The sequence below is a fragment of the Ruminiclostridium papyrosolvens C7 genome, assembly GCF_000421965.1.
In the GTDB taxonomy this organism is placed as follows: Bacteria; Bacillota; Clostridia; order Acetivibrionales; family DSM-1351; genus Ruminiclostridium; species Ruminiclostridium papyrosolvens_A.
Genome location: NZ_ATAY01000039.1, coordinates 1 through 12,212 on the forward strand (window position 1 = coordinate 1; position 12,212 = coordinate 12,212).

Annotated in this window: 15 protein-coding genes and 1 pseudogene; 5 read left to right on the top strand and 11 right to left on the bottom strand. The window is 36.7% G+C overall.

The window, feature by feature from the left end; translation table 11 throughout:
• Nucleotides 1-53 precede the first annotated feature (53 nt).
• The 3 genes and pseudogenes from L323_RS32485 to L323_RS32495 all read left to right on the top strand — a co-directional run bounded on the left by L323_RS32485 (nucleotide 54) and on the right by L323_RS32495 (nucleotide 1,388).
• The gene (locus L323_RS32485) at nucleotides 54-353 is read left to right on the top strand and encodes a hypothetical protein (protein ID WP_020815838.1); all 300 of its coding nucleotides are present in this window, start codon (nucleotides 54-56) and stop codon (nucleotides 351-353) included.
• A pseudogene (locus L323_RS32490) lies at nucleotides 343-1,047 on the top strand (peptidoglycan-binding protein). Before L323_RS32485 ends, L323_RS32490 begins: the two are co-directional and overlap by 11 nt.
• Nucleotides 1,047-1,388: a hypothetical protein gene (locus L323_RS32495; RefSeq protein WP_020815839.1), complete on the top strand. Its 342-nt coding sequence runs from the start codon at nucleotides 1,047-1,049 to the stop codon at nucleotides 1,386-1,388. The pseudogene L323_RS32490 and the gene L323_RS32495 overlap by 1 nt, the downstream one beginning before the upstream one ends.
• 96 nt (nucleotides 1,389-1,484) lie before the next feature.
• Here L323_RS32495 and L323_RS32500 read toward each other — a convergent pair whose 3' ends face one another.
• On the bottom strand, nucleotides 1,485-1,859 hold the full coding sequence (locus L323_RS32500) for a hypothetical protein (RefSeq protein WP_020815840.1): 375 nt from the start codon (nucleotides 1,857-1,859) through the stop codon (nucleotides 1,485-1,487).
• Between the two features lie 399 nt (nucleotides 1,860-2,258).
• On the opposite strand from L323_RS32500, the gene L323_RS32505 reads away from it, so the two are divergent.
• Entirely contained in the window at nucleotides 2,259-2,567 is a 309-nt protein-coding gene (locus L323_RS32505; protein WP_020815841.1) for a hypothetical protein, read from the top strand.
• Between the two features lie 301 nt (nucleotides 2,568-2,868).
• On the opposite strand, the gene L323_RS32510 is transcribed toward L323_RS32505, so the two are convergent.
• Complete coding sequence (locus L323_RS32510; RefSeq protein WP_020815842.1) at nucleotides 2,869-4,218, bottom strand: DUF2334 domain-containing protein; 1,350 nt, start codon at nucleotides 4,216-4,218, stop codon at nucleotides 2,869-2,871.
• Nucleotides 4,219-4,539: 321 nt separating this feature from the next.
• Here L323_RS32510 and L323_RS32515 point away from each other — a divergent pair, with 321 nt between their 5' ends.
• Nucleotides 4,540-5,061 carry a GyrI-like domain-containing protein gene (locus L323_RS32515; protein WP_020815843.1) on the top strand — a complete coding sequence of 174 codons (522 nt, stop codon included), beginning with the start codon at nucleotides 4,540-4,542 and terminating at the stop codon, nucleotides 5,059-5,061.
• Between the two features lie 158 nt (nucleotides 5,062-5,219).
• Here the strand turns inward: L323_RS32515 and L323_RS32520 are convergent, their stop codons facing one another.
• The 9 genes from L323_RS32520 to L323_RS32560 all read right to left on the bottom strand — a co-directional run bounded on the left by L323_RS32520 (nucleotide 5,220) and on the right by L323_RS32560 (nucleotide 12,108).
• Nucleotides 5,220-6,545, bottom strand: coding sequence for a DUF6271 family protein (locus L323_RS32520; protein ID WP_020815844.1), 1,326 nt, complete (start codon nucleotides 6,543-6,545; stop codon nucleotides 5,220-5,222).
• A gap of 542 nt (nucleotides 6,546-7,087) precedes the next feature.
• Nucleotides 7,088-7,858: an ABC transporter permease gene (locus L323_RS32525; RefSeq protein WP_020815845.1), complete on the bottom strand. Its 771-nt coding sequence runs from the start codon at nucleotides 7,856-7,858 to the stop codon at nucleotides 7,088-7,090.
• A 1-nt stretch (nucleotide 7,859) separates the two neighbouring features.
• The gene (locus tag L323_RS32530) at nucleotides 7,860-8,618 is read right to left on the bottom strand and encodes an ABC transporter ATP-binding protein (RefSeq protein WP_020815846.1); all 759 of its coding nucleotides are present in this window, start codon (nucleotides 8,616-8,618) and stop codon (nucleotides 7,860-7,862) included.
• A 15-nt stretch (nucleotides 8,619-8,633) separates the two neighbouring features.
• On the bottom strand, nucleotides 8,634-8,984 hold the full coding sequence (locus L323_RS32535) for a DUF1048 domain-containing protein (RefSeq protein ID WP_020815847.1): 351 nt from the start codon (nucleotides 8,982-8,984) through the stop codon (nucleotides 8,634-8,636).
• 10 nt (nucleotides 8,985-8,994) lie between these two features.
• Complete coding sequence (locus tag L323_RS32540) at nucleotides 8,995-9,342, bottom strand: DUF1048 domain-containing protein (RefSeq protein ID WP_020815848.1); 348 nt, start codon at nucleotides 9,340-9,342, stop codon at nucleotides 8,995-8,997.
• Nucleotides 9,342-9,668, bottom strand: coding sequence for a PadR family transcriptional regulator (locus L323_RS32545; RefSeq protein WP_020815849.1), 327 nt, complete (start codon nucleotides 9,666-9,668; stop codon nucleotides 9,342-9,344). Before L323_RS32545 ends, L323_RS32540 begins: the two co-directional genes overlap by 1 nt.
• A 158-nt stretch (nucleotides 9,669-9,826) precedes the next feature.
• Complete coding sequence (locus L323_RS32550) at nucleotides 9,827-10,258, bottom strand: DUF3021 family protein (RefSeq protein WP_020815850.1); 432 nt, start codon at nucleotides 10,256-10,258, stop codon at nucleotides 9,827-9,829.
• Nucleotides 10,255-10,701, bottom strand: a complete 447-nt coding sequence (locus L323_RS32555; protein WP_020815851.1) for a LytTR family DNA-binding domain-containing protein — start codon at nucleotides 10,699-10,701, stop codon at nucleotides 10,255-10,257. Before L323_RS32555 ends, L323_RS32550 begins: the two co-directional genes overlap by 4 nt.
• Before the next feature lie 102 nt (nucleotides 10,702-10,803).
• Nucleotides 10,804-12,108, bottom strand: coding sequence for an alpha/beta hydrolase family protein (locus tag L323_RS32560; protein WP_020815852.1), 1,305 nt, complete (start codon nucleotides 12,106-12,108; stop codon nucleotides 10,804-10,806).
• Nucleotides 12,109-12,212 lie beyond the last annotated feature (104 nt).

Consider the following 12,212-nt stretch of genomic DNA (forward strand, 5'->3'; position numbering starts at 1 on the left):
TAGTTTGGCTCTCTTTTTGTTTTATAAAAATACATCTTTGGGAGGACTGATAAATGGAAGTTAATGTATTAGTAGCTATTAGTGTGGCTGGAACTTTAAGCGCTATTATATTTAGTTACATTGGCTATCGGAACGGATTAAAAAAAGAAAGTACAGATACAGGCAAGAATTCCGGAACACTTATATCCGATGTAGGTTATATAAAAGCTGGAGTTGATGATTTAAAGCGAAAGCAAGAAACATCAGAAGAACGACATTTTGCACTAGCTGAACGTGTAAAAGGTGTTGAAGAGTCTGCAAAATCAGCACATAAAAGAATAGACGGATTGGAGGCAAAAGAACATGTCGTGTAGCGTTAAATTCAAGTATCCTGATGAATGTTTTGTTTATCCCAAATTGATTGCTGCAGTTAATACCCTGTGTGTTGCCAAAAGCAAAAATTGTTTATGTACATCTGGTTACAGAAGCCTAATAAAACAGAAATTGATTAACGCTCAATCATTGGTACAGAGAAAAAGTCAAGGGGGATATCAAAAGCCGGATGGTTCAGTTTGGACAAGGAATGGCAAGTGTTGGGCAGGAGCATACGGGAAAAGTAATCACTGTTTTTGTATAGCAATGGACATATCGGATCCGTAGTTTAATAATTTGACAAATACGAAATTGATAAAATTCGGACTTATTAAGCCAATATCATACGAGCCGTGGCATGTACAATTAATCGAACATCAAGGTATAAGTCAAGCACAAAAAGAAGCAATCAGAGATAGTGTACTTAAAGGGGGAGATGGAGAAATGAATGTAAAAGGATTTCAAGCTATGGCGGGGTTGAAAGCGGACGGATTCATAGGCCCACAGACACAGGCAAAAGCAAAAGAAATATTGCAGTGCTGTCAGGAGATATTGTGGAATAATTTCAAAACAGCTAAAGAGGTTATCAAGGCAACCCAGACTAAACCTGATGACTGGCTACCAATGCTTGAAACAAAGAAGTTTTTTCCGGCATTTGTTATGAACATAGTAAACAAGTTGGGAGGTAGAGCGTAGTGAAAGACTTTTATATAAGCAACTGGTTTGTTATTTTAATTTGTCTTTGTTTTGCCTGTTACATAGGCTATTTAATCGTAAAACAGCGCTGGTCGAAGCTCCGGGAACTGGCATATAAATTATTTCGTCAGGCTGAAAAAGCTGTTACAGGAACGAAGAAAGGACAGGAAAGATTCGATATCGTCCTTAACCAACTTTACAATTTTGTACCTGCTTGGCTAAGATTATTTATACCTCGTACATATTTGGAGCAAAAGCTACAAGAGTGGTTTAACCTGATAAAAGACAGTTTGGACGATGGAGAGTTAAATAATTCGGTAAAGCCTCCAGATAAGAAGTAGATTACAGCCCTCAAGGATTTATCGCTGAGGGCTGTATATTAATTATATGAATCCATTCTGTACATTTTTCTGTAGAAATTTTAATACCGTTTTATATTAATTTGAAACATTTCCGCTAAAATATCCATAATATATAGCATGTATTACATATGTACCATCTGCATTATAAGTGGTTTCAGAACTTGATTTTGTAAAAGATCCATTTGATGTAAGTACCCCTTTGTACCCATCACTATCACTATATTCATAGTTGGAGTGAGAAGTTTGAACAGGTGATTCATATTTACCACCAAAATATCCATAAGAAGATTTTATAGTTTTATCTTTATTATATGTAACATATTGTTCTGATACAACTTTATAATTACTTATATACTTTGTAGCAGCAAAGCAATTTAGAGTTACTGACAATAACATTAATACGGTGATTGAAAATGCGGCTATTTTTTTCTTTGACACTATTTTGTTCATATAGTTTACCTCCAATTTTTTAATAGGTTAATTTATACAGAGTCGATAACATATAATACCATAAATATAACATATTGGAAATTATTGTGCAATATATATGATGCTAAAGAATTATTCACAAATCTTAAGGGTATCAATATTATTCCTTTTCCAAACCATGTTTAGATTATACTTGTAATATTCCAAAAGTCACACTTAGGGATCAATATATACTTCTTATGTTCGCAATTACCTGATATTATGATTTTTATTCCTATTTGTTAAATTATGTTATAAAATAAAAGGATTGGAAGTGATTATTTCATTCGGGGCAACACACTTTATTATTTACAATACAGTAAATAATAGTGAAATAAACCAGTATATCAAAAATATAATAATTAAAAGGGGGGATACTCAATGAAAAAAAAGATTTTAAAAAAAGGTTTAATAATGCTGATTGTTTGTATTTTATCAATCGGTAGTGCATTTTCAGCATATGCAGCCTGTGCACATACCTTCAATGGTTCATACGAAACCACTAAGGAACCGACTTGTACTGCGACTGGTACAAAGGTAGGTAAGTGTACGAAATGTGGAGTTGTTGTTACAACTGTTACAATTCCTGCTTTAGGTCATTCTTATGGTGAATGGATAAAATACACTACTGGTGGTGTTACTTATTCCATCCATGTTTGTACTAGGTGTGGTCATAGCGAGTACAAATAATTATTTTAGTAATATCTTTTAAATAAAAAATTTAATCTAAAGGAATTGCCCAAAGTAATTTTTTTATATTGTTATTTGTAGGCAGTTCTTTTTTAATACCTTTATAAAGGATGGTGAGCCTGAATGGCTAAATTAACAGCAAAACCAGAAATGTTTGCACAAGAATACCTGACAGAACAATGCCACTCTGACTCGTTGCCCGTCCTAAAATTTCATTGTTTATATATTATTTATTAATATTGTGCTGTTAATATAAGTTATAACCATTTTTTCATCTTAAATTAATTCTTAATAGCTTGTTTTAATGATTAATATTTTTAATGGTATATCCTGATTCGATGAAAGTATTTGTAATTCTGTGAAGAGGAGAATTTTCGTCATATTTAAAGGATGGATATACGTTGGGGTTTTTTGTAAGCACGATAAACTCAAATTCGATACTTGGATGAAAAAATAAGCTCGCCAGGGTGTCATTATTCAGATTCTTGATTTTGTTTATCATATTATTGGTATCCCCCTTGCCTTGCACATAACCTAGAGGAGTTGGTATATACTTGACTACCCGGTTGCCATTGTTAACCTTGGTTATATTTTTTTCAAAATAAAACATTTGATACTCGTAGATATTATCAAAATACTGTTCCATTATTTTTTTCTGAGAGGGTAGCGCAGCATAATGGGGACTTTCAAAGAATGATATTGGTATATCAAGTTTTTTGGCACAATCAATGGCAGATTCCAGTCTTTTTATAATACTTTCTTTACTTGTATTGCGGTTGCCGTTGAATTCAATTCCGTTTATACTTACTTCGTCTCCACACTGATGAGTATATCCATGAAGACCAATTAGTCCGTTTTGATCAACTAAATAGTCTAGGGTATAAATAAAATTGGCATTATGAATACTATATTTTACTGCTGGATCATTATCTATATTTTTTTGAGGATCGATATATCTTGGAACCCACCCTAAATGTATGGGGATATTTCGTGAGTAGCAATAATCAAATATTATCCTTAATTTCTCTAGACTTTCCGCAGTCGCATATCTCTGTTCCGGTGCTATGTCTTCAAATCTGATTAAAGCAGGTTTCCCATTATCTGGCTGTTTGGAAGCGGATGTATTATCCCTGTTCCAGAAAAGGCCAATACTATTATTTTTCTCGTCCCAAACTACCTTAAGATTCAGCATTTTTTTCAGATCGAATAATGACACGTAAATTGAATTGTCTGCCACTAATGCTTTTTTCTTTAAGGAAACTTTTTTATTGTTTTTGACAAAATAATTGTCCTTGGTATAAAGATCAATTTTGTTTTTATTTACATTTATATTGGCTTTTCCACTTTTAAAGGTAAGTTCTCCGTCAATATTATTTATGATTTCTGTTAAAGGTAGGTAGTACCTGTTATATTCTTCATATATAGGCAAAGATAAATCAAGTCTATTCCCCTCAAAATTGACAGTTATATTTTTTTTCTCCAGAGAAATATCTTCGGGTTTACGGTATTTAGATTCCTCTGCAATATCCATTCTGAGAGCCTTATCGCCATCATCATGCATCATAGAACAGCCTGAGCAGAGTAAAGCTGTTCCCGTAAGCTGTAAAGTGAATACTAAAGCTAGAATGAATAAAAGTAGTCTGCTGCGCATATAAATATGTCTCCTTTTTCGATTAGGCCATTATTGTTTTACATTAGTTTATGAAAAAATAGCAGAAATAATCATTTTATAAAAGGATAATAAATTTACAAACGAAACATTCTCCACTTTTGCAGTTTAAAGTACAATCTTTTCTCAATTTCAATGGACTTGCGAAGTATCAGAATGACGCAGCCTACTTATGTTAGTTCGTATAATCCCGATATTATGATTTGTATAATCCCGATATTATGATTTTCATTCCTTTTTAAAAGATTTTGGTATAAAATAAAAGGATTGGAAAGTGATTATTTCATTCGGGAGGAAAGAAAAATGAGCGAACTAATTAAATTCGAAGTTAAAAGATTGCCAAGTATAAAACTAGTGGGAAAAGAAATCCGTTATAATATGGAAGCACATATGAAAGGTGAAAATCAGATTCCCGCTTTTGGGGATAAATGTTTTACTGACGAAATTTTCTCACTACTTGAAGAACAAACCAATTTTATATATGACAGTGCATACGTAGGTGTAATGATTGACTGGGATAAAGGGGATGGAGACTTTTCATATATCGTTGGTATGTTAATGAAAGATGGAGTATCTGTTCCGGAAGGCTACTGCTATAAAGATATAGAAGAAACAGATGTTGCAATTGGATGGATAAAAGGGAAAAACACAGCTGATGTTTGCTCTTCCGCTCATTCTCTTACTGAGCAAGCCATTAAGGAAAATGGTTATAAGTGTGACAAAATGAAATGGTGCATGGAGTTATATAATTGTCCTCGATTTACTACACCTGATGAAAATGGGGATATAACCCTTGATTATTATATTCCCATTAATGATAAATAATTAGTAAAAACTTATAAAAATGCATATTCAGCAATGAGTATGCATTTTTGTTACTATTAGTTATTCTTGTCATTTATGATAGAAGTAATATCGATATTGCTTCTATCGTAGAACAGGCACAAGTTTCAGTTCCCAATATGTTTTAAATCCTTCATCCGTTATATCCCGGAAGCTACCAGTGCATTTTGGTCTATCAGGTCTGGTATATAAATAGATTTAGCTCTCGCAATCAGTGAACGCCATTCATATATCAATTCACCATGCAGACGGAATTCTTCATTGTTTTCTTCAATGCAGTATTCCAGATTATCTAGTAAATGTTGACCTATCATGGTATAGTTATCGTTAAAGCCTATTAAAATTTCGTTTATGATTTGTCTTAGCCGATCTTTTCTTTCTTTTTTTGAAGCTAAACTCTGAGAAGATATATAAGTACCTAATTCTTGGATGTATGAGTCAGTTATTATGTTTGTGTGATTGTTATCGTCTGAACTCTTAGGTATATCTAAATAAAGATTAAAGTAGTCGGCAAACTTCAGCATACCTTTCCAGTAATTTATTTTACTTTGTAAGTTAAACCTTTCGGAGTGATATTCATGGAAAACCTCTCTGGAATGATGGAGAAAAGGAATACCTATGGAAGCAGCCGTATCAAACGGAAAATAATCAGCAGAAAGCGTATTTTTCCCCGGAAGAGCGGGTATATATTCATGAAGCTTGTAAACAGCTATATTACCGCAATCAGGATAATACTCACTGTTTACAGAAGTAACAAGATTTATTTCGTCGTCAAGTTTTAACGGCTTGTCAAATTGATAAGCTTTTGTACATATATCCTTAACAGCATCCTTTGAAAATCCTAATAATTCATAAAGCTTATATATATGTTCATACGATTTTTTGGCAAAATCTTTTAAATCAAGGTTCCATTCGCCGAAATAATTACCTCCTATGACCCATATCTCTTTATTATCAATCCTTGGATCAGGTTTTGTCAGACCCAATTGTTCTTTAACGTAAGAAACAGGTTTGTTCAGGTATTTTAACTCAAACTCAATGGGATACATAGTACTGGCATGTTTGATTTCATCCGAAATCAAGCATGTGTCAGAATCTCTCCTATGAAACATGTCCGCATTAAACGAACTGGCAAAAAGAAAAAGTTTATTCATTGCAATCCCATAATTTTTTTCCCTTGATACAAATAAATTTTTTAGTTGGCGAGATTTATTTTCAAAAAGAGTTTGAAAATATTTGTTTTGGTGCTCCATGGTCATGTGAATTATTTTAACTTTAGGATACTTATGTTTTAATTCTGATATAACATTATGGTTATGTTTTACAAATGCCTCATCTGTTGTTTCTGCAATAACGATGGGAATATCAAGGCTATAGGTTTTTTGAGCAAATGCTACTTCCTTTATATAACTCCTTAGAGATTTTTCAATACTCCTGTTCGTAGGAATAAAATAAACTGAATTCATTCGTCAACTCTCCTTTGGCAGTAATTAACCGGTGTAGGACTCTTACTCATGTTTAATGCTTCTTGTATATCCCAAACAGGTGTAAGTCCGAAAATTTTCAATATTTTGCTTATTCGTTCTGTAAAACTTCCGGTAATTACATAGTATTTAATACCTGATTCTTCAACTGCTGCTCAGTAGAGTTTTGGATATTTTTTATGTGGAAATAGAGATATTTGTGGCAGCGGTTTTCTTCAGACCACAAAGTCAGCCACTTATAACTGGGTTTTAAAGTATGATACATAAAATTGTCAAACGGAATAAATGTGTACATCAAAGCAAGAGGCAAATGCTGTCCTACTGGCCCATTGATTTGTTTCGTTCTTTGGAATAATCAACCAAAAAATAATAGATATTGTCCAAATTATAAGTATAAAAAACATGTAAATACCTGTTTTTTACATAATATTAAATTAATTACAATTACAAGATTATCATATTAATATTTGAGCGTCAAGAGTTTTACTCGATTCAACTGGCATTGCAGATGGCGGGTTTCAGCATTAAGCTGCTTTGCGTTTATACACTCTCATTGCAAAAATATATGCCACAATAAGGATACCAAGACACCATGCAAGTGCAATCCAAATGTCATTGCCGACAGGCTGCTGAGCAAGCAGAGAACGTATCGCATCCACGATGGAGGTTACCGGCTGGTTTTCTGCAAAAGCACGGACAGGCCCCGGCATAGAATTGGTTGGTACAAAGGCCGAGCTTATAAAAGGAAGGAAGATAAGAGGGTAGGAAAAGGCACCTGCACCGTCCACGGATTTTGCTGATAGTCCGGCAATAGCCGCAATCCATGTCAAGGCCAGAGTAAACAGCGACAGAATACCGGCCACGGCAAGCCAAGACAATACTCCTGCAGACGAGCGGAAACCCATAATGAGAGCTACAATAATGATTACAATAACTGAAATTGCATTCGATACCAATGAGGTCAGTACATGTCCCCACAGTGCGGATGATTTCGCAATCGGCATGGAGTGGAATCTTTCAAAAATACCGCTTTTCATATCCATAAACAGGCGGTAAGCTGTGTAGGAGATGCCGCTTGCAATGGCAATCAGCAGGATACCGGGCAGTAGGTAATTTACATAATTGTTTGTCCCGGTTTCTATTGCACCGCCCAACACATAAACGAATAGCAGCATCATTGCAATTGGAGTGATTGTTACTGTAATAATGGTATCCATGCTGCGGAAAATATGGCGCATGGAACGTCCGAGCATTACGCTAATATCACTGAATGAATGTTTTTTAATAGTTTCCATTTTACTTTGCCCCCCTTTTACCAATAATTGCGAGGAATATCTCCTCCAATGACAGTTGTTTTTCCACATACTCCACCTTTGCGGGTGGGAATAGCTTTTTCAGCTCTTCAAGTGTACCGTTTGCGATAATTTTCCCTTCATGCAGAATGGCAATTCTGTCTGCGAGTTGTTCGGCTTCATCTAAGTACTGTGTAGTTAAGAATACTGTAGTACCACCATTAGCAAGTTCTTTAACAATTTTCCAGACCTCAATGCGGGCCTCAGGGTCAAGCCCAGTGGTTGGCTCGTCGAGGAAGATAATTTGCGGTTTTCCTATAAGGCTCATAGCAATATCCAACTTCCTGCGCATACCTCCCGAATAAGTAGACACCCTGCGGTCGGCGGCTTCAGTCAAACCAAAGCGCTTCAGTAAATCATCAGCTATTAGGCGCGGATTTGTCAGGTGCCGTAGCTTTGCAATCATAATAAGGTTTTCACGGCCGGTTAATATCTCGTCAACGGCGGCAAATTGCCCGGTCAGGCTGATGGACTGCCGTACATTATCGGGCTTTATTGCAACGTCAAAGCCGTTGACGGCGGCTGTCCCGCCATCCTGTTTCAGAAGTGTTGAAAGGATTTTGACAATTGTCGTTTTGCCGGCACCGTTGGAGCCCAGCAGGGCGAAAATACTGCCTTTTTCCACCTGAAAATCCACGTTCTTGAGAACATGAAGTTTTTTGTAGGACTTCTGCAGTCCTTTTACTTGAATTGCGGTTTCCATTCCGATGTCCCCCTTTTACTTTGTTTTATCCGTATCCTTTTTTATGGCCTTGTAAACTTCCTGATTAACAGATTCCTGATAAATGTCAGCATAAGTTTTTGAATCTTTGATTAGGTCGTCGCAGAAAGCCGCTACATTGCTGCCCGTCACCTCGAGTACGCCTTTCCCCAGGGCCGCGCCCTCTTCAAAAAGATCGACAATCCCCGATAGCAAGCCTGTTCCTTCGGTTAGCTCAACAGGGCCGACCTTAAAGAGATATTTTTGAATCTCTTTATAAACAATCTGATAATCTCGCGGGAGCGCTTTGACACGAGCCACGTGGGCTCGCCATTCTTTTTTACCTTCGATGATATCTTGTATTCTCATTTTTAACCTCCTATTTACCTAATTTTTTAGCGATATTGTTGTTGAGTTGTTCGCGCCACTTGTCGCGAAAAGTCTTTGCCCCTTCTTCACCGGCCAGTGCCGAGCAAAATCCTTTGATATCGTCACCCAAAACCTCTTGGACGCTCTGACCGTCCGCCGCTGTTTCTTCAAGTAAGCCAAGCACTCCGTCAAGAATTGGCATGAGATTACGTCCGGTAAAGTCTGAGTGCGGCCAAAGATTGGCCTTGATTTTTTCCCATGCCTCTTGATAATCAGGCGGTAGCTTTTTGGCTCGTGATTCAAAGATTTTCAATTCTTTAGTCATGTCACTTCCCGTAATCATTTCCCAAAAATTCATTATATTCTCTCCTTTAATTCATTAATTTTAGACGAAACAAACTCCCATTTTTCCCAAAAGCGGTTCAGTTCTTCTCGTCCTGAATCGTTGAGTAAATAGAACTTTCGCGGTGGCCCCATGTCGGAGGGCTTTTTTTCTATGTTTACGAGTTTATTCTTCTCAAGCCGTATCAAAATGGTGTAGACCGTTCCTTCTACGACATCTGAGAAGCCGAGAGCATTAAGCCGCCGCGTGATTTCGTAGCCGTAGGTTTCCCCTCGACTTATAATTTCAAGGACACAGCCCTCCAGTACTCCTTTGAGCATTTCCGTTAGGTTATCCAGCACAATCACCTCCTAATACTATTCTGTATGACTGATATTCAGTATTACTTAGTACTGGTACATAGTATCACGTAGTAGTGTGGCTGTCAAGACAAAAAAATAAACCTTTAAAAAGTAAAGGCTGTGGATGACCCTAAGAAAAACTGGAAGTTAAAATGTCGTTAACTTCGGCCTTGAAGTGATTTAAGTTTTTTGTTAATATCGTCGGCATTTTTCTGGTCGAGTTTCCAGCTTATAAAATTGACTGCGATATTAACAATAAAAACTGCAACTGCAAAGATGAGCGCATCAGAAGGAACTCTGAGTATCTCTACCTGAAAACCCACTACTATCAGTACTGCTTCAAGGACAATGACATGAAGTACCTTTCGTATGACAGTCTGACGGAAGGATAATTCCTTTTGAGAATAGGTTAAAAACGAGGGTATAATGCTGATAAATCCAAAAAGAAGCGGCGAAAAATAACTCTCATAACCAAACTTAGCAGTAGGGTCAAGGGTGAGTCCCAGAACAGCGGTTGCTGCCGTTATACAAGTGGTAATAATGAAGTATTCCAACAGGCATCTTTTCAAAAAAGTCTTAAAGTGGCTCATATGCGTTCACCTAATAATCGTTTTTTTAATTCAGGAACATATTGACGAGAAATAATAACCTCTTCACCATTGAACATGGTTGCAGAAAACCGACCATTCAAAACAGGGCGTACATTATCGATTTTCATAAGGTTTATGACAAAAGATTTAGAGCATCTAAAAAACTGTTTGTCCTCATATTGCATTGCAAATTCGTACAGCTTGCATTTTATCTCATAAACCTTTTTTAATGTGTAGGCATAGGTCTTATTATCAACCGCTTCCACAAACAAAATATCCTGCAGTGGGATTCGGTTTACTCGCTCATCTATATACCCTGCAAGTGTGGCCTCGGTGGATTCGATGAAGCGGACAATGCTTTTCACATCATCGTTTACTTCATAGCACTGGATAATTGCCTGCTCTGCACAATCAAAACTTATCTTTTCAACTGAAACTCTCAATATAATACCCTCTAATTAGCTTAATAAGGAGATCGTCAGCTAATAAACGAATAATCTCCTACTAATTATAGCATAATTATTGGCAGTGCCATTAGGTTCTGTCTAATATTCCGTTTGTAAATGGAGCTCTTGTTCATCCTTGAGAGTATGGTTGAAAAAGTCAAGTACAATTTTATTCATAGTCTCAATACAATACCGGCTGTCTACCTCGCCGGTACCCAGCATATGGGCCAGTGCAGGAGAAAAGAGAGGAAGGTCGGTAAAATTCAGATGACCTGAGTCACGAATGACTACATCATAAGCCTCTTTTGCATTAGCGCTGGCGGAAAGGTTATTATATGCTGCTCCTATTTGTTTTGCATCCTTATAGTGGTTATCATTGTATAAGTTCAACAAAGGGATAGGATAGGTCTCAGTATTCAGAACAGCATGTTCGTTTTTAAAATCAATTTCTTCTCCTATCATTGTTCCGTCGATTACTGCTACCGCATCCACATCAGAACGTTGACGCCCTAATTGTGCTGCTGCCGCACCGCCCAGGGAATGCCCCAAAAGCCCTATTTTTTCTGGATTGATGATGGTATATACGGATTCGGGTATCTCCGCATTTTTATTGTCCAGAATTTTATCCAGTACGAAATTTATGTCGGTGGTACGTAGGTTCAACCATTCATGTGTCTCGTCATAGCTGGTCTTCTCGTCGTACTTGTCATTGGTAATATTAGTAACGTCACTCAGAAATTCTGTATTAACTAATGTGGTAGTGCCGTCAGTATGCTTTGCAAAGAAAGAATGGTAGCTGTGGTCGACGCTACATACCACAAATCCGTTGCTGGCAAGGTTTTTAAAAGTGGAAAGATTGCTGCCTCGATATCCGAATGACCCGTGAGAGAATATGGTAAGTGGAAATGTGTTCGAACCTTCCGCAACAGTCGGATACCAAAACTGAACCGTAAGTTTTCTATTTTCACCTGTATTTGAAAATGGATCAATGCGAGATGTATCCACAAAGGTAACGCTTGTGGTATTCACAGCATAGTTACCTGTAGATTCGATTGGACTAAACTGTGGAAACAGAATTCCCGGCAGGATGCAGATTGTAAGCAAGATACATCCGCTTAGACAGGAGAGTACAGCTGGAAAGGCCTTATGTTCCTTCTCTGTCTTGGGCTTTTTTATAAAATATATAACACTGAAGGTTGAGAGAATGGCAAGAAGGATAAATAATCCTATCCAGCGGAAGCCCCACCAATAAAAGCCTGTAGCTAATAACAAGGCGAAAATGGCGAATGCTGCAATTCGTATAGTGTTTTTTACTTTCAACTGGCGGTTTTTAGTTACAAGTCTGTAAACAAGAAATCCTATTTGTGCACCAAGGGCGATAAGCAATGTAATTATTCCAAGCATATGTATTACTCCTTTGATTTAATTTGATATGTGTAGTATAAGAAATACTTTTTAACTGTTCAATGGATTTACAGGTAAGTTGCATTTAACCGATGTAAGTTGCA

Coding starts and splice junctions, on each gene's coding strand:
- L323_RS32485 (WP_020815838.1), top strand. CDS start 54: ATGGAAGTTAATGTATTAGTAGCTATTAGTGTGGCTGGAACTTTAAGC.
- L323_RS32500 (WP_020815840.1), bottom strand. CDS start 1,859: ATGAACAAAATAGTGTCAAAGAAAAAAATAGCCGCATTTTCAATCACC.
- L323_RS32505 (WP_020815841.1), top strand. CDS start 2,259: ATGAAAAAAAAGATTTTAAAAAAAGGTTTAATAATGCTGATTGTTTGT.
- L323_RS32510 (WP_020815842.1), bottom strand. CDS start 4,218: ATGCGCAGCAGACTACTTTTATTCATTCTAGCTTTAGTATTCACTTTA.
- L323_RS32515 (WP_020815843.1), top strand. CDS start 4,540: ATGAGCGAACTAATTAAATTCGAAGTTAAAAGATTGCCAAGTATAAAA.
- L323_RS32520 (WP_020815844.1), bottom strand. CDS start 6,545: ATGAATTCAGTTTATTTTATTCCTACGAACAGGAGTATTGAAAAATCT.
- L323_RS32525 (WP_020815845.1), bottom strand. CDS start 7,858: ATGGAAACTATTAAAAAACATTCATTCAGTGATATTAGCGTAATGCTC.
- L323_RS32530 (WP_020815846.1), bottom strand. CDS start 8,618: ATGGAAACCGCAATTCAAGTAAAAGGACTGCAGAAGTCCTACAAAAAA.
- L323_RS32535 (WP_020815847.1), bottom strand. CDS start 8,984: ATGAGAATACAAGATATCATCGAAGGTAAAAAAGAATGGCGAGCCCAC.
- L323_RS32540 (WP_020815848.1), bottom strand. CDS start 9,342: ATGAATTTTTGGGAAATGATTACGGGAAGTGACATGACTAAAGAATTG.
- L323_RS32550 (WP_020815850.1), bottom strand. CDS start 10,258: ATGAGCCACTTTAAGACTTTTTTGAAAAGATGCCTGTTGGAATACTTC.
- L323_RS32560 (WP_020815852.1), bottom strand. CDS start 12,108: ATGCTTGGAATAATTACATTGCTTATCGCCCTTGGTGCACAAATAGGA.